The following is a 17,361-nucleotide window of genomic DNA, read 5'->3' as shown; positions in this document are numbered from 1 at the left end:
GACGGCCAGATCTTCCTGGAAACCGGCCTGTTCTACCAGGGCATCCGTCCGGCCATCAACGTCGGTCTCTCGGTGTCGCGCGTGGGCTCCTCGGCCCAGACCAAGGCGATGAAGAAGGTTGCCGGCTCGATCAAGCTGGAGCTCGCGCAGTACCGCGAAATGGCGGCCTTCGCGCAGTTCGGTTCGGACCTCGATGCTTCGACCCAGAAGCTGCTCAACCGCGGTGCGCGCCTGACCGAGCTGCTCAAGCAGCCGCAGTTCTCGCCGCTGGGCTTCGAAGAACAGACCTGCGTGATCTTCGCCGGTACGCAGGGCTACCTCGATGCCGTGCCGACCAGCCGCGTGACCGAATACGAAGCCGAGCTGCTCAGCTTCCTGCGCACGAGCCATGCCGACCTGCTCGGCCTGATCCGCGACACCAAGGACCTGGGCGACGAAGCCAAGGGCAAGCTGGTCGCCGCGCTCGACGCGTTCGCCAAGCAGTTCGCGTAACACACGTCATCCCGGCGCAAGCCGGGATCTCGTGCCGCCAGGTACGGCCTAGTGGATAGGGACCCCAGCGTTCACCGGGGTGACGAATTGGAGAAAATTGAGTGGCTTCGCTGAAGGAACTCAAAGGCCGGATCAACTCGGTCAAGTCGACCCAGAAGATCACCAAGGCCAAGCAGATGGTCGCGGCGGCCAAGCTGCGCAAGGCGCAGGCGGCGGCCGAGGCCGCGCGCCCCTATGCCAGTCGCCTGGCCGAAGTCATGGGCAGCCTTGCCGCCAAGGTCGCCGGGCAGGACAACGGGCCGCTGCTGATGCGCGGCACCGGTTCCGACCAGCGCCACCTGCTGGTCGTGGTCAACACCGACAAGGGCCTGTGCGGCGGCCTCAATTCGAACATCGTCAAGGAAGCCAAGGCCCAAGCCCGCGCGCTGATCGCCGCCGGCAAGACCGTGACCTTCTACCTCGTCGGCAAGAAGGGCCGCGCCCCGCTGCGCCGCGATTATCCCAAGGCGATCGCGGAGAACTTCGACACCAGCACGGTGCGCACGCCCGGCTTCGACGAAGCCAGCGCGATCGCGCACCAGATCCTCGCCATGTTCGAAGCGGGCAAGTTCGACGTCGCCCACCTCGTGGCGCCGAAATTCAAGTCGGCGCTGGCACAGGACCCCGTGACCACGCAGATCATTCCGGTTCCCGCCCCCGCCGCCACGGCTTCGACCGACGCGGTGGTGGAATACGAGCCGGGCGAGGAGGAAATCCTCGAGGAACTGCTGCCGCGCTACGTCACCACGCAGGTGTTCGGCGCGCTGCTGGAACGCGAAGCGTCCGAACAGGGCGCGTCGATGACCGCGATGGACAACGCCACGCGTAACGCCGGCGAGCTGATCAACAAGTTGACCATTCAGTACAACCGCAGCCGCCAGGCCGCGATCACCACCGAACTCATCGAAATCATCGCGGGCGCGGAAGCGCTCTGACGATCGGGACAGAAGGCAAGGAAAGAACCATGGCCACCGCAGTAGCGACCTCCACCGGCAAGATCAGCCAGGTCATCGGCGCCGTCGTCGACGTGAGCTTCGATGGCGAGCTGCCGGCGATCCTCTCCGCGCTCGAAACCGACAACAACGGCAACCGCCTCGTTCTCGAAGTGGCGCAGCACCTGGGCGAAAACACCGTCCGCACCATCGCGATGGACTCGACCGACGGCCTGACCCGCGGCCAGCCGGTGAGCAACACCGGCGCGCAGATCTCGGTGCCGGTCGGCCCCAAGACGCTGGGCCGCATCATGAACGTGATCGGCGAACCGATCGACGAACGCGGCCCCGTGGGCGCGGACCAGACCGCCCCGATCCACGCCAAGGCTCCGGAATTCATCGACCAGTCGACCGAAGCCGCGATTCTCGTCACCGGCATCAAGGTGATCGACCTGCTCGCCCCCTATGCGCGCGGCGGCAAGATCGGCCTGTTCGGCGGCGCCGGCGTGGGCAAGACCGTGCTGATCCAGGAACTGATCAACAACATCGCCAAGGGCCACGGCGGCGTCTCGGTCTTCGCGGGCGTGGGCGAACGCACCCGTGAAGGCAACGACCTCTACCACGAGTTCCTCGACGCCGGCGTTATCGCCAAGGACGCCGACGGCAACCCGACGCCGGACGGCTCGAAGGTCGCCCTCGTGTTCGGCCAGATGAACGAGCCCCCGGGCGCCCGCGCCCGCGTCGCGCTTTCGGGCCTGACCATGGCCGAATACTTCCGCGACCAGGAAGGCCAGGACGTGCTGTTCTTCGTCGACAATATCTTCCGCTTCACCCAGGCGGGTTCGGAAGTGTCGGCGCTGCTCGGCCGTATTCCTTCGGCCGTGGGCTACCAGCCAACGCTTGCCACGGACATGGGCCAGCTGCAGGAACGCATCACCTCGACCACCAAGGGTTCGATCACTTCGGTTCAGGCCATCTACGTTCCCGCGGACGACCTTACCGACCCGGCGCCGGCCGCCTCGTTCGCGCACCTTGACGCGACGACCACGCTGAACCGCGCGATCTCGGAACTCGGCATCTACCCGGCGGTCGACCCGCTCGACTCGACCTCGCGCGTGCTGACGCCCGCCGTCGTCGGCCAGGAGCACTACGACACCGCCCGCCGCGTTCAGGAAACGTTGCAGAAGTACAAGTCGCTGCAGGACATCATCGCGATCCTGGGCATGGACGAGCTTTCGGAAGANNGCGCCCGCAAGATCCAGCGCTTCCTCAGCCAGCCGTTCCACGTCGCCGAAGTGTTCACCGGCATCAGCGGCAAGTTCGTGCAGGTCGAAGACACCGTGCGTTCGTTCAAGGCTGTCGTGGACGGCGAATACGACCACCTGCCCGAAGCCGCGTTCTATATGGTCGGCGGCATCGACGAAGCGGTCGCCAAGGCCAAGAAGCTGGCCGAAGAGGCCTGATGCTCCGGTAAGCCCCTCCCGCCTGCGGGAGGGGTTTGGGGTGGGCAAGTGCCGCACCCCTGCCCACCCCCGGCCCCTCGCGCAAGCGTGAGGGGAGAAGAGGTTCAAGATGCTGCACTTCGAACTCGTCACCCCGGCCCGCCTCGTCCGTTCGGAAGAGGTCTACATGGTCGTCGTCCCCGGCACGGACGGGGAATTCGGTGTGCTGGAAGGCCACGCGCCGTTCATGTCCACGGTCAAGGACGGCACGATCAAGCTCTTCAAGAGCCAGGGCGCCGCGCCGGAGGAAATCCAGGTCCAGGGCGGCTTCGCCGAAGTCAGCGCCAAGGGGCTGACCGTGCTGGCGGAGCACGTCGAGGGCTGACGCCTCTCTCGCTTGCCGGGCTCGGACCCATGAAAAGGGCCGCTCCTTTCCAGGAGCGGCCCTTTTCGTTTTCCCGGTCGCGTCAGCCTTACCAGCTGCCGGTGTTGGGCATGCTGACCCACGGCTCGGCCGGTTCGAGATGCCCGTCCTGCAGCAGTTCCACCGATATGCCGTCAGGCGTCTTCACGAAGGCCATGTGCCCGTCCCGCGGGGGGCGGTGGATGATGTGGCCGGCATCGGCCAGCTTCTGGCAGGTTTCGTAGATATTTTCGACGCGATAGGCGAGATGGCCGAAGTTGCGGCCTCCGGAATAGGTTTCGCCTTCGCCGTCCTCGGGCGGCCAGTTGTAGGTCAGTTCCACTTCGGCCACGCCTTCCCCGCCGGGCGCGGCCAGGAAGATCAGGGTGAAGCGGCCCTTCTCGCTTTCCATCCGGCGCACTTCTTGCACGCCGATAAGCTCGAAGAAGCGGATGGTGGCCTCCGGGTCGGTCACCCGGATCATGGTATGCAGATACTTGGTCACGCAGCACTCGCTCTGTCTGGAGGACGTCCGCGCCCAAGGTAGTGCCCTTCCCCGCCAAACCCAAGGGCGGTGCGCGGAAAGGTTTTCCCAAACGAAAGGCCAGCGCCGATTTCCGGCGCTGGCCCCCCGCGTCATCCTGCCTTTCGGCCGGAAGGTCAGAAGCTGGCGGTTACCGAGAACACGCCCACGGCCTTGGCCGCGCGATAGGTTTCGAAGGGCGAAGCCGTGCCGGTCTGGTCGGCGAACGGTGCCGCCGCCGCATCCGACTTGCTGACGTTGGTGCCAACGACCGAAGCGTCGAACGTCAGGTTCTTCCAGGTGAGGCTGGCACCCACGTTGTAGTCGATGTACTGCTTCGTGTAGTTGAAGCCGCCGCCGGTGTGGCCCAGGTGCGAGTGCAGCGTGATCGGCGTGCCCGGAATGCCGCCGCTGAGTTCACCATAGACATAGGTGCTGTGGTGCGTCGGCGTCGCATCGAGCACGGTCTGCTTCGGAGCGAAGAACACGCCCGCCTTGGCATTGACCGGGCCGACCGTCTTGGCGAGCGAGCCGTAGATTTCGTAGTAGTTGAGGCCCGGCGCACCCGGATAGATATAGCCATAGAGACCCGCGTCGATCGTCACGCCGCTGCTGCCCAGACCGTGGGTGTAGCCGCCGTAAACGTCGATTTCGGTGCCGCCGATGTTGACCGTGCTGTTGCCGGCCGAGGCGCTCGACCCCCAGGTCGAAACGTAGAAGCCCGAGCTGTGGGCCACGGTGATCGCACCCTGAACCGCCGGGCGGTTGTTCGACTGCGAGATGCCGCGGAACCGGTACTGGCTGACCACGGCGGCGCTGCCGGTGATCTTGAAATCGCTCGGCGGTGCGGTCTCGTCCGCCAGAGCGGGCGAAGCAGCGGCCAGCGTCGAGACGAGAAGAGTCGAGGCCAGAAGGGCCTTGATGGACGTACGCATGAGCATTTCCTTTTGCTTGTTCTTGACGCGTCGTCCCGCCTGCGGAGCCCCGCCGGTCTCGTATATCTGGACCGGCTTTGGGCTTGCCGGCCGAGAAGTGCATTTCCGTGCTGCAATGCACAAGATGAAAATTGCCTGATGTTGCCCGATTGTAAATGAATGTGTCTTTTCTGCATCATCAAGCGCAATCCGCTTGTTTCGCCTCGCGGCACTGCGCATATCTGTTGCTGGAATCCCGGAAAGTCATGATCAGCACGCTCCGTTCCCTGTTCCGGCCGCTGTTACGGCGTCGCGCCACGGATGCTGCCCCGATGGTGTCCTGGGCGGCGGTTCCGCCTGGCCAGCGCCTCTATGCGATCGGCGACATCCACGGGCGGCTCGACCTGTTCCGGACGATGATCGACCGGATCGACGCCGACGACGCGGCCCGCGATCCGGCCGAAACAACGGTGATCCTGCTGGGCGATCTGGTCGATCGCGGCCCCGACAGTGCCGGCGTGATCGACGCGGCGCGGACATGGGGCCGGCAACGCCGGGTCCGCCTTGTCCAGGGCAACCACGAGGAGATGTTCCTCGGCAGCTTTGACGACGACAAAACGCTGCGCCATTTCCTGCGGTACGGCGGCCGTGAAACCCTTGCCAGCTATCAGATAGATCCGGACGCGGGCGACCATGCTGCCATGGCGGATCTGCGCAAGGCCATGGCGACATGCGTGCCGGCCGCAGACATCGCCTTCCTGCAGGCGATGGAAGAACGCGTCCACATCGGCGACTACCTCTTCGTCCACGCCGGGATCCGCCCGGGCGTGCCGATCGCCGAGCAGACCGGATCGGACCTGCGCTGGATCCGTGGCGAATTTCTCCAGGACCGGTCGGTCCGCGAATTCATGGTGGTGCACGGGCACACGATCGTGGACGAGCCGGAATTCAAATCCAACCGGATCGGACTAGATACCGGCGCCTTTCAATCCGGCCGGCTGACAGGGATCGGCCTCGAAGGCACACGGCAGTGGCTGATGTCGACTTCGGATAGCGACACTGCCGAAATTTCCTGACCACGGCGGTGCCGCTCCGACGGCAACGCCGCTCTGCATCGAAAATTCCTGCTGCGTTGCAGTACGGCAACATATGCAATAATATTACGTAAAATGGGCGAAGGGATGACCTTTTACGTCTTCTCTTCGCCAAAGATCGCACATTTTTTCCGCGTGCGTCGGCACATGTCGTCACAATGTCTAAACATTGCAATATCGGTGTCATCTGCAACCTGTTCGAGTCTTCCGGCAGGGCCGCTAAGAGTTGCCCGCCCATTGCTCCGAGGGGTGATTCCGCATCCGCGAAGGATACGGAAAACGTCGGGCGATGGACGCTCAAAGGCTGGTTTTCCGGTCCAAAACGGGGTTCGACATGCAGTTCAGATTCTTCCTTGCCGCCAGCGTGGCTGGCCTTTCGCTGGCGACCGCTATCGCCACGCCCGCTTATGCGCAGGAAACCTCCGCCTCCATGCGCGGCTCGGTTACTGACGCCGGGACCGCTATCGCCGGCGCGACGATCACCATCGAGCACCTGCCCACCGGAACGATCACCAGCGCCACCACCGACGGCAGCGGCGTGTTCACCGCCAACAGCCTTCGTCCTGGCGGCCCCTACTCCGTCAAGGTCACCGCCCCCGGCCACCCCGGCGCGACCGTGACCGATGTCTACACCGTCGTCGGCCAGACCTTCTCGCTGCCCATCGAACTGTCCGCCGCCGAAACCGGCGCAGACCAGGGCGCCCCGATCATCGTGACCGCGACCCGCATCAAGGGCGCCGGCAACCTCTCCGCCGGCCCGGTGACCGTGCTGACCTCGGAACAGATTTCCAAGGTGGCTTCAGTCAACCGCGACATCCGCGACCTTGCCGCGCGCAACCCCTTCGCCACGCTCGACACCAGTTCGACCAACGGTCGCCAGGTATCCTTCGCCGGCCAGAACCCGCGCTTCAACCGCTTCACCATCGACGGCGTGCCGATCACCGACAGCTTCGGCCTGAACCCCGACGCTCTGCCTTCCCGCCGCGGGCCGGTGCCGCTGGATTCGATCGGCCAGTTCGAAACCAAGGTCGCGCCCTATGACATCCGCGAAGGCTTCTTCCAGGGCGGCGTCAGCAACGCGATCCTGAAATCGGGCACCAACGATTGGCATGGCACCGCATTCTTCACCTACAGCTCCGATGCGCTGACCGGCAAGAAGACCGCGCCCTATATCACGCGCCCCGATGGCCGGATCCCGCTGCCCTCGTTCGAAAGCAAGGACTTCGGCGCCACGCTTTCCGGCCCGATCATCAAGGACAAGCTGTTCTTCATGGTTTCGGCCGAGCGCGTTCGCGCGGCACGCCCTGTGCAGCCCGGTACCGTCGAGGACAATTCCGGCACGCCCGTCACCGGCGCGACCAATGCCGACCTTGCCCTGATCCAGAGCATCGCGAAGACCAAGTACAGCTTCGATCCGGGTGGCATCCTGAAGACCGACGGCGACAAGGACGATCGCATCGTCGGCCGTCTCGACGCCAACCTTTCGGAAACGCAGCGCGTTTCGCTGACCGGCCTGTACACCAAGGATTCGCTGATCGTGAACACCACGACCGGCAATACCAACCTGGGCCTCTCGTCCAACGCCTATACCAAGCCCAACAAGCTGCGCGCCGGCATCCTGAACTGGAACGCCGACTGGTCGGAAAAGTTCTCGACCGAATTCCGCGCGCTCTACAAGGCCTATGACAGCGGCCAGTTCCCGCTGATGGGCCGCACCGCGCAGTTCGCGATCTGCGCCGATCCGAACACGCCCAACCGCACCGGTGGCGCGACGACGACGAATGCGAGCCTGAGCTGCCCCAGCGGTACGCCGCAGTACATTATCGGTTCGGGTGGTCCCAGCCAGTCGAACGTCCTTCAGGTGCGCACCTGGGGTGGGTCGATTTCCGCCAAGCTGCGCGCAGGCGATCACAACTTCCGCCTGCTGGGCGAATGGAACCATACCAAGACGTTCAACCTGTTCGTCAATCCATCGGCCGGCTCCTATTACTTCGACAGCATTGCGGATTTCCGGAACGGTAACGCGCAATCGTTCAGCTACAACAATGCCGGTACGCTGAATCCGAACGACGCCGCGGCGAACTTCTCCTACGACACCTACACTTTCGGCCTGCAGGACGATTGGCGTGTCAACAAGATGCTGAGCGTGACGGCAGGTCTGCGCTATGACGTGTACGGCACCTCGTCGCACCCGCAGCTCAACCCGAACTTCCTCACGCGCTATGGCTTCCCCAACACCTATTCCATCGAAGGCATGGGCCTGTTGCAGCCGCGCGTTGGCTTCACTTTCACGCCCACGCCGCGCCTGACCGTTCGCGGCGGCGGCGGTATCTTCGGTGGCGGATCGCCGGACGTCTATATCGGTAACTCGTTCTCGAACACCGGCGTTATCAATACCTCGATCACGGCGCGCGTTACCGACGGCGGCGTGTATCAGCTTAACGGCACCGCTGCCGGTGCCAATGCGGCGACCGCTTCGCAGATCCTGAACGCGCCGTCGTTCACGGTGATCCCCACCGCGGCGAATGCGGCGGTCCAGGCTGCGGCTGGGTCGCTTACGTCGAACCCCAATGCCACGACCACGATCAACGCGATCGATCCCAACCTGAAGATGCCCAACCAGTGGCGTGCGACGCTGTCGGCGGATTACACCGCCGATCTCGGCCCGCTCGGCGATGGCTGGCACTTCGGGGCCGACCTGCTCTACTCGAAGGTCCGCAGCCAGGTGACCATCGTCGACCTGCGTTCGAAGGTGCTTACCGGTTCGCTGACGCCCGATGGCCGCCAGCGCTACCAGAACGGCCTCGCCGTTCCGAACTCCGGTGACACGGGGCAGGACCTGCTGCTGACCAACACCGACTATGGCCGCAGCTGGATCGGTGTGGTTCGCTTCGACAAGACCTGGGACTTCGGCCTGACCATCGGCGGCGCCTATACCCGGCAGGACGTGCGCGATGCCGGTGCGCTGACCTCGTCGATCGCTTCATCGAACTACGGCAACTCGACGTACTATGACCCGAACTCAATTTCGCCGGGTCACGCGAACGACGAAGTGCGCTGGGCGTTCCGGTACAACCTCTCGTACGAACATGCCTTCTTCGGCGACTACAAGACCCGCATCGATCTGTTCGGCACGACCCGTGCGGGCAGCCCGTACAGCTACGCGATGCAGGATCTTTCGGGCGGTCGTTCGGGCGTATTCGGCACGGCAGGTACCAACACCCGGTACCTGTTCTACGTCCCGACGAGCCTCAGCGATCCGAAGGTGGTGTATGACAGCGCCACGACGGCCAACCGGATCGACGCGATCATCAACGGTTCGGGCCTTGCCGCCTATCGCGGCCAGGTTGCGCCGCGCAATGCCTTCCGTTCGAAGGCCTTCACCCGCATCGACCTGCATCTGGAACAGGAACTGCCGCTGCCGCTCGGCGCGCGTTTCTCCGTATTCGGAGACATCGAGAACTTCACCAACCTGCTGAAGAGCTCGTGGGGCCAGCAGCTGCGTTCCAGCTTCCCCTATCGCAAGGTCGTGGCGAAGGTGAGCTGCGTCGCGAACGGCGGCAACGCCTGCGCCCAGTACAAGTACGAGCAGCCCAACCCGGACACCATTCTGGCCGACGAACTGGTGACCACCAACGGCTCCTCGCTCTACACCATCCGCATCGGCGCGCGCATCAGCTTCTGATCGCAGCGCAGAACGGCACACGCAAAGCGCGGGGGAAGCATGGCTTCCTCCCGCGTTTTTCGTTGGCGAAACAGACATCTCCGAAACGGAACAGTGTGCGGATCGGTGTGCGATTCCCCACTGCGTCGCCGCGCGCTTCATGGCATGACATCGCCGCCGGTTTCCATCTCGGACCCGGCGCATGGGACCGTTTCTCGAAATGAAGACCAGACTGCTTCTTTCCGCCTCGTTCGCCCTCGCCGCGATCGCGCTTGCCGATCCGGCTCTGGCGGCCTGTTCCGCCGACGGCGCCCGCGCCTTGCCCGTGGGCAAGCTTGAGCAGGTGCCCGCAGGCTCCGCCCCGCGCTTCGCCGTCGATCTCGCGGCCGGCGAAGGCCTCCAGATCGAGCTGGCGCCGGTTGCCACTGCCGGTTCCGACGACGATGACGAACACGACAGCAAGGCACCCGCCACCGGTCTTTCCGCCTGCGACGCTACCGGCAGGATCGTCGCCCCGTTGCCCAGCGAAGTCTTCGCCAGCGGCGGCAGCCTGGCGCGCGCGGACGATGGCACGCTGACGCTGCGCCTGTCCGCCCCCAAGGCCGGACGCTACGTGATCGCCACAGACGCCGCCGACGTGGTCCGCGAAATCCTGCTGCGCCCGCGCGCTGTTTCCGCCCAGCCCCGCCCGGCCACACCGCTGGAGATCGGCGGCAGCGATTTCGTGAAAATCAGCAAGGGCGCGCCGCGCGTCTGGTCGTTCGCCGGCAAGGCGGGCCAGTGGGTCAAGATCACCGCGACCTCGGAAAGCGACACCGTGCTGCACCTGGCCGCGCCGGTCGCCGGCGGCGGCTACGAAGTGATCGCCGACAACGACGACAGCGACGGGCTGAACCCCAAGATCCAGCGCAAGCTGCCAGCCACGGGCACATACTACGTCCAGCTCGAATCGCTGACCGACGAGACCAACGACGCGACCGTGGTGGTCCAGCCGACGCAGGCCCCTCCCCCGCCGCCGCCGCCCGCCGCGCTCCGTGCCGGGACGCCGGTGCAGGGGAAGCTCGCCAGCAGCGACGATACCCGGCTCTATATCCTGCCGGTCGTGGCCGGGCGTTCCTATCGTCTCGAACTCAACGCGCCCTATGACGCCGTGCTGGAAGTGGGCCAGCCCGATCCGCTGGAGCCCGAAGACGGCAAGGACGGCGCGGGCTTTGCCGCCAGCCGCACCGTGGACGACAACACCTCGGGCACCGAGAAGATGAACATCACCGCGCGCACCAGCGGGCAGTTGCTCGTGCGGGTCCGCGCGTTCAGCGTGGGCGACGATGGCGGCGATTACACGCTGATCGTCAAGGAAGCCGGTAACTGAAACCGCGGGCAGGCCGGGGATTTTCCCGGCCTGCCTTGCATAGCCGGCGCCATCCGGACGCCACCTTTATTCTCCCGCCCGCCGCTTCATGAATTTTTGGACAGGCGTCTTTTCCGCGGGTGGGAACGACTGGTCCGCGTCGTCTCAACGTCGAACCAACATCGCACAGGCCGGCGGTGCGGTTCGCGGCCGACTCGATCCCGGCCGGGGAGAACTCCTGATGCCTCGGGAGACGCCGGCAAGCCTCCTCCCGCCGCCAACTTCGTTCAGCGATAGACGCAGGTGTCGTAATCGGCGCGAACCGTGTTGACGCGCGCGGCGATGGCGTTGCCGTGGCGGCGGGTGAAGCCGGTAGCCCCTGTAACCGCGCGCACCTTGGGTTGCGGGAAAGCGGCGGCAATGCGGGCGGCCTCGATGCGGGAAAGGTGCCGCGCCCCCTTGTTGTAGTACCGCTGGGCGCCGGCTTCGACGCCATACGTCCCGATCCCGGTTTCGGCGACGTTGAGATAGACCTCCATGATCCGCCGCTTGCCCCAGATCGTCTCGATCAGCACGGTGAACCAGGCTTCCAGGCCTTTCCGGAAGTAGCCTCCGCCCTGCCACAGGAACACGTTCTTGGCCGTCTGCTGGCTGATCGTGGAGCCGCCGCGAATGCGCCCGCCCTGCTGGTTGCGGCGCCAGGCGGTGAGGATCGCGTCCTCATCGAAGCCGGAATGGAGGCAGAACTTGGCGTCCTCCCCGGCGATCGCCGCATCGACCATGTTGCGATCGATGGCGTCCAGCGAGGTCCAGTCTTTGGTGAAACCGTTGGGGTCCATCAGCATGGTGGCCGTTACGGGCACGGGCACGAACTTGTACAGCACCGTCAGGCCCACGCTGAGCACCAGAAAGGCCACGATCGCGCGGCCTATCCACCAGCCGGCGCGATAGGCGAAGCCATGGTTGCGGGTCGGGCGGGAGGGCTTCAGGCTCTCGAACATGCCCATTGCTTACCGGACGCCACGCGGCAAGCAAAGAGGCTTTGAAAGGCGCGGAAATCCGTGATTCTTGCCTGCACATTACGCATGTTTAAGTTGACCCGGAACGGTGTGGACGGCCACTTCGCGGCCGTAATGCAGGCATGGTATGCTTGGCGCGCGCAGCGTTTTGACGTGGGGTATCGATGACTTTCGAACATGATGTTCCGGCGCTCAGCCGGTCGCGGCAGATCAGGCTGCTGATCATCGCCGTTGTTGCCGTGGTGGCGATCTACGGCGCGATCACGCTGGCCCGCGCGCTTTTCCGGCACCCCGAAACGCCTCCCCCGACTCTGCCGCCGGGCGAGCTGCAACTGACCCAGGGTCAGATCGCCAGCATGAAGATCCAGACGGTGCAGGCCGACGACGGCGAAATCCGCACCGGCGCCACCGGCATGATCGACGTGGACGGCACGCAAAGTACCCCGGTGTTCCTGCCCTATTCGGGCCAGGTGGTGAACGTCTTCGTCGAAGCCGGCGCGCGCGTCGGCGCGGGCCAGCCGCTGCTCAGCATCCGCACCGGCGATATCGCCGATGCCCGCAACGCGCTGATGTCCGCCGAGGCGCAGCGCGCGGCGGCCAGCACCTCGCTCCGCGTCGCGCAGGAGAACGCCGCGCGGGCCGAACAGGTCTACAAGACCGCCGGTGGCGCGCTGAAGGACTACCAGCAGGCCCAGGCCGATCTCGCCAGCGCCCAGTCGGCCGTCCGCGTCGCCGATGCGGCGGCGGCGGCGGCGCGCGGCAAGCTTTCGGTGTTCGGCGGTGGCGGCGGCAGCGGCGCGCTGGCCACCTTGCGCGCGCCGATCTCCGGCGTCGTGGCCACCCGCGCGGTTTCCGCCGGGCAGTTCGTGCAGGTGGGCGGCAGCCAGCCAGCCTTCGTCATCGCCGACCTGTCGCGCGTATGGCTGATCGCGCAAGTAGCGGAAAGCGACGCCACGCGGGTGAAGGTGGGCGATCACGTCAACGTTACCACCAACGCCTGGCCCGGCCGCGTGTTCGATGCGGTGATCGACAATGTCGGCGCGCAGCTTGATCCCGTCACCCACCGCCTGCCGGTGCGCGCCACCATCGCCAATGCCGATGGCGCGCTGAAGCCGCAGATGTTCGCCAGTTTCACGATCAAGGCGCCCAGCAGCACGCCCGGCGCGCTGGCGGTGCCGGCCGTCGCGGTGATCAACGAAGGCGATACCGCCCGGGTCTGGGTCTATCTCGGCAAGGGCCGGGTCAAGGCGCAGAACGTGACCGTGGGCGAAAGCCATGACGGCTACGTCACCATCACCTCCGGCATCGCGCCGGGCACCAAGATCATCACCGACGGCGCGCTGTTCGTCAACGAAGCGGGGCTTGGCGACTGATGGTCAGGCTCGTCCGTTTCGCCCTGCGGCAAAGGCTGACGATCGTCGGCTTCTTCGTCGCGATGCTCGTCGCCGGCGGCATCGCGTTCTACAACCTCAACATTGAAGCCTATCCCGATCCGGTTCCGCCGATGGTCGAGCTGGTGACGCAGTCTTCCGGCCTTTCGGCCGAGGAGATGGAACGCAACGTCACCATCCCGATCGAGGTCCAGATGTCGGGCCTGCCGCACATGAACGCGATCCGCGCGATCTCGCTGTTCGGCCTGTCGGACGTGAAGATCCAGTTCACCTACGACTACAACTACGATCAGGCGCTGCAGCAGGTGGTGAACCGCCTGGCCCAGTTGCCGCCGTTGCCCGGCGGTGTGGTGCCGCAGATTTCGCCCACCAGCCCGGTCGGCGAAATCTACCGCTACCGCATCAAGGCACCGGCGGGCTATTCGGTCGAGGACCTCAAGACCCTGCAGGACTGGGTGCTCCAGCGCCGCTTCCGCGCCATCCCCGGCGTGGTCGACGTGACCGGCTGGGGCGGCAAGGAACGCTCTTATGAAGTGGTGATCGACCACGACAAGCTGGTCGCTCATCACACCAACGTCGGCCAGGTCATCACCGCGATCAGCCACAGCAACGCCAACGTCGGCGGCCAGACGATCAACTTCGGTGCGCAAGCGGCCATCGTGCGCGGCATCGGCCTGATCCAGTCGGTCAGCCAGATCGAGGACGTCGTCGTCGCCCGCGATGGCAATGCCCCCGTGCTGGTCAAGGACGTGGCCACGATCCGCATCGGCAACCTGCCGCGCAACGGCATCGCCGGCCTTAACAACGATGACGATATCGTCCAGGGTATCGTGCTGATGCGCCGTGGCGCGCAGTCCATGCCCACGATCCAGGCGGTCAAGGCCGAAGTCGAGAAGATCAACACCACCGGCGTGCTGCCGCCCGGCGTGCAGCTGGAGCGCATCTACGACCGTTCGGACCTGATCGGCGTCACCACGCATACCGTGATGGAAAACCTCGTCGCGGGCGTGCTGCTGATCTTCTTCCTGCAGTGGGCCTTCCTCGGCAACCTGCGCAGCGCGCTGATCGTGGCGGCGACGATTCCCTTCGCCCTCGCCTTCGCCGTGCTGATCCTCACGCTCCAGGGGGAATCCGCCAATCTGCTCTCGGTGGGCGCGCTCGACTTCGGCCTTGTCGTCGATGCGACCGTGATCATGGTCGAGAACATATTCCGGCACATGGCCGAACGATCGCACGAGGTGGAAGCCCACAAGGATACGGGCGCGCACTATACTTTCGCCAGCCGGCTCTCGGCGGTGCTGGGCGCGTCCAGCGAAGTCAGCCGGGGCATCTTCTTCGCCGCCGCGATCATCATCGCCAGCTTCCTGCCGCTGTTCACGCTGACCGGCGTGGAAGGCCACATCTTCGGCCCGATGGCCAAGACTTATGCCTATGCCATCATCGGCGGCCTGATCGCCACGTTCACCGTGGCGCCGGCGCTTTCCGCCATGCTGCTGCCCGACAAGCTGAGCGAAGTGGAAACGTGGATCGTCACCAAGATGCGTGGCGTTTATGGCCCGTCGGCGGCTTTCGCGATGAAGAACCGCCTGTTCACGATCGGCGGCGCCTGCCTGCTGCTGGTGGGCGCGCTGATCGGGGTGCGCTCGCTCGGTATCGAGTTCCTGCCGCACCTTGAAGAAGGCAACATGTACATCCGCGCGTCGCTGCCGGCCTCGATCTCGCTGGAAGCGGGCGAAAAGACCGCGCAGTCGATCCGGCGCGACATGCTGAAGTACCCGGAGGTCACCGCCGTCCTTTCGGCCCACGGCCGCCCGGACGATGGCACCGACGCCACCGGCTTCTTCAACATCGAATACTTCGTCCCGCTCAAGCCGTTCGACGAATGGCCATCGGGCATGGACAAGGAAAAGCTGATCAAGGAGCTCTCGCAGAAGTTCCAGGAGAAATACCCCGGCGTCGACTTCTCGTTCTCGCAGATCATCGAGGACAACGTGGAGGAAGCGGCTTCGGGCGTGAAGGGCGCGAACTCGGTCAAGCTGTTCGGCCCCGACCTCGAAACGCTGGAAAAGCTGGCCAGCCAGATCAAGGACCAGATGCAGAAGGTGCGCGGGATCACCGACCTTGGCATCTTCCAGTCGCTGGGCCAGCCGACCGTGCGCATCGACATCGATCGCGAAAAGGCGGCCCGCTATGGCCTGACGCCCGACGACATCAACCAGACCGTCGCCGCCGCCATCGGGGGCACCTCGCCCGGCGACATCTACGAACCGCACACCGACCGGCACTTCCCGATCGTGGTGCGCCTGAAGCCCGAACAGCGCGACAGCATCGAGGCGGTCAAGCGCATCACCGTGGGCGCGACCTCGCCCGATGGCACGCCGATCCAGGTGCCGCTGTCGGAACTGGCCGAGATCAAGCTGACGACCGGCGCCTCGTTCATCTATCGCGAGCACCAGTCCCGCTACATCCCGATCAAGTTCTCGGTCCGCGACCGCGACCTTGGCAGCGCCGTGGCCGAAGCGCAGGCGAACATCGCCAAGCACGTGGTGCTGCCGCCGGGCTATTCGCTGGAATGGGCGGGCGAACTCGCCAACCTCCAGAACGCCATCGCGCGGCTGGAAATCGTGGTGCCGATCAGCCTCGTCATCATCATCGGCCTGCTCTACGCCAACTTCGGCTCGCTGCGGGATACCTTCCTGGCATTCAGCGTCATCCCGATGGCGATCATCGGCGGCGTGCTGGGCCTGCTGCTGACGGGGACGGCGTTCAGCATCTCCGCCGCGATCGGCTTTGTCGCCCTGTTCGGCATATCGGTGATGGACGGCATCCTTGTGGTGACCAACTTCAACCAGGCGATAGACGAAGGGGCGGACCGTGCCTCGGCGCTCAAGACCGCGATGACCAATTCGCTGCGGCCGGTGGTGATGACCTGCCTCGTCGCCGCGATCGGCCTGCTGCCGGCGGCGCTTTCCACCGGCATCGGCAGCCAGGTGCAGAAGCCGCTCGCGCTCGTCGTGGTCGGCGGGATGACGCTCGCCCCTGTGCTGATCCTGCTAGTCCTGCCCCTGCTGATCGACCGCTTCTCCAGCCGCCTGCAGCCCAACTGGGCGAAAAAGGCTGAGGGAGAAAGCGACGAAGGCGAAGAAGGAACGGAGGTGCCGGCATGACGCGTCCCCTGATGAACGCCGCACTCAAGGCCGCGCTGCTGATCGCGACCGCCACGCCCGCGCTGGCCGCCCCGGTCAAGGTCGATCTGCCGCAACCGCCCACACCGGCGGGCAACGCGCCTGCCAGTATGCTGGACACGCCGATCGCGCCCCAGGCCGGCACCGCCCAGGCGGTCCATCCGGGCGCGGCGGTGGAAGGCGAATGGTGGAAGGCGTTTGGCAGCCCCGCTCTCGACGGCCTCGTCGCGCAGGCGCTTGCCGCCAACAACGACATCCAGGTCGCGCAGGCCACGCTCAAGCAGGCAAGCGAGCTGACCCGCGTGGCGCGAGGCGGCCTGTTCCCGCAGATCGACGCGGGCTACCAGGCCTCGCGCCAGCGCGTTGGCAACGTGCTGTCGTCACCCCTACCGACGCAAACGCCCTCGCTGTTCACGCTGCACACCGCGCAGGTCAACCTGACCTATACGCTCGACCTGTTCGGGGAGACGCGCTCGCGCATCCGCTCCGCGCAGGCGGCCACGCGCGCGCAGCAGGCGCGGCTCGCGGGGGTGAAGACCATGGTCGCGGGCAACACCGCGCTGGCGGTGATCCAGAACGCCGCGCTGGAGGCGCAGGCGGACGCCACCCGAAAGGCGATCGAGGACAATCGCGCCCTGGTCGCGATGCTCGAACGGCGGCGGGCGCTGGGCGAGGTGGGGCTGGCCGACGTCTCCGCGCAGCAGACCGCGCTCGCCAATGTCGAGGCCGCCTTGCCTGCGATCGAGCGGCAGCGGGACCATCAGGCGGGCCTGATCCTCACGCTTCTCGGGCGGCCCGCCGGATCGCCCTTGCCCGATCTGCCGTCGTTCGGGGAATTGCATCTGCCGGGCGACCTTCCGGTGCAGCTGCCCTCCGATATCGTCGCGCACCGGCCGGACGTGCAGGCGGCGGCGG

The 17,361-nt window shown here is 65.6% G+C and carries 12 protein-coding genes and 1 pseudogene; 10 read left to right on the top strand and 3 right to left on the bottom strand.

What is annotated here, in order from left to right:
* The 4 genes and pseudogenes from B3547_RS15935 to B3547_RS15920 all read left to right on the top strand — a co-directional run.
* Window positions 1-492 (top strand): annotated as a pseudogene (locus B3547_RS15935) (F0F1 ATP synthase subunit alpha); the annotation flags it as partial.
* A gap of 101 nt (window positions 493-593) precedes the next feature.
* Entirely contained in the window at window positions 594-1,466 is an 873-nt protein-coding gene (locus tag B3547_RS15930; RefSeq protein WP_292964630.1) for a F0F1 ATP synthase subunit gamma, read from the top strand.
* Between the two features lie 29 nt (window positions 1,467-1,495).
* Window positions 1,496-2,926, top strand: a complete 1,431-nt coding sequence (gene atpD / locus B3547_RS15925) for a F0F1 ATP synthase subunit beta (RefSeq protein ID WP_292964628.1) — start codon at window positions 1,496-1,498, stop codon at window positions 2,924-2,926.
* A 109-nt stretch (window positions 2,927-3,035) separates the two neighbouring features.
* Window positions 3,036-3,290 carry an ATP synthase F1 subunit epsilon gene (locus B3547_RS15920; protein WP_194920155.1) on the top strand — a complete coding sequence of 85 codons (255 nt, stop codon included), beginning with the start codon at window positions 3,036-3,038 and terminating at the stop codon, window positions 3,288-3,290.
* Window positions 3,291-3,378: 88 nt separating this feature from the next.
* Here B3547_RS15920 and B3547_RS15915 read toward each other — a convergent pair whose 3' ends face one another.
* Together B3547_RS15915 and B3547_RS15910 are read right to left on the bottom strand one after the other, a co-directional pair.
* The gene (locus B3547_RS15915) at window positions 3,379-3,813 is read right to left on the bottom strand and encodes a VOC family protein (protein WP_292964625.1); all 435 of its coding nucleotides are present in this window, start codon (window positions 3,811-3,813) and stop codon (window positions 3,379-3,381) included.
* Window positions 3,814-3,968: 155 nt separating this feature from the next.
* Entirely contained in the window at window positions 3,969-4,766 is a 798-nt protein-coding gene (locus tag B3547_RS15910; RefSeq protein WP_124808008.1) for a TorF family putative porin, read from the bottom strand.
* Between the two features lie 245 nt (window positions 4,767-5,011).
* Here B3547_RS15910 and B3547_RS15905 point away from each other — a divergent pair, with 245 nt between their 5' ends.
* From B3547_RS15905 to B3547_RS15895, 3 genes are all read left to right on the top strand, one after another.
* Complete coding sequence (locus B3547_RS15905; RefSeq protein ID WP_292964622.1) at window positions 5,012-5,821, top strand: metallophosphoesterase family protein; 810 nt, start codon at window positions 5,012-5,014, stop codon at window positions 5,819-5,821.
* A 352-nt stretch (window positions 5,822-6,173) separates the two neighbouring features.
* Complete coding sequence (locus B3547_RS15900; protein ID WP_292964620.1) at window positions 6,174-9,524, top strand: TonB-dependent receptor; 3,351 nt, start codon at window positions 6,174-6,176, stop codon at window positions 9,522-9,524.
* Window positions 9,525-9,723: 199 nt separating this feature from the next.
* The gene (locus tag B3547_RS15895; protein ID WP_292964618.1) at window positions 9,724-10,872 is read left to right on the top strand and encodes a PPC domain-containing protein; all 1,149 of its coding nucleotides are present in this window, start codon (window positions 9,724-9,726) and stop codon (window positions 10,870-10,872) included.
* 266 nt (window positions 10,873-11,138) lie between these two features.
* On the opposite strand, the gene mtgA is transcribed toward B3547_RS15895, so the two are convergent.
* Entirely contained in the window at window positions 11,139-11,852 is a 714-nt protein-coding gene (gene mtgA / locus B3547_RS15890; RefSeq protein WP_124808013.1) for a monofunctional biosynthetic peptidoglycan transglycosylase, read from the bottom strand.
* Window positions 11,853-12,034: 182 nt separating this feature from the next.
* Here mtgA and B3547_RS15885 point away from each other — a divergent pair, with 182 nt between their 5' ends.
* The 3 genes from B3547_RS15885 to B3547_RS15875 form a co-directional block, all read left to right on the top strand.
* Window positions 12,035-13,243, top strand: coding sequence for an efflux RND transporter periplasmic adaptor subunit (locus B3547_RS15885; protein ID WP_124808014.1), 1,209 nt, complete (start codon window positions 12,035-12,037; stop codon window positions 13,241-13,243).
* Window positions 13,243-16,428, top strand: a complete 3,186-nt coding sequence (locus tag B3547_RS15880) for an efflux RND transporter permease subunit (protein WP_292964615.1) — start codon at window positions 13,243-13,245, stop codon at window positions 16,426-16,428. Before B3547_RS15885 ends, B3547_RS15880 begins: the two co-directional genes overlap by 1 nt.
* Window positions 16,425-17,361: TolC family protein (locus B3547_RS15875; protein ID WP_292964613.1), on the top strand; the 937-nt coding region annotated here is incomplete at its 3' end. The genes B3547_RS15880 and B3547_RS15875, both read left to right, overlap by 4 nt.

The organism is Novosphingobium sp. UBA1939, from assembly GCF_002336885.1.
In the GTDB taxonomy this organism is placed as follows: Bacteria; Pseudomonadota; Alphaproteobacteria; order Sphingomonadales; family Sphingomonadaceae; genus Novosphingobium.
Note: the sequence above shows the minus strand (reverse complement) of the source record. Positions and strands in the feature narration are given on the sequence as shown.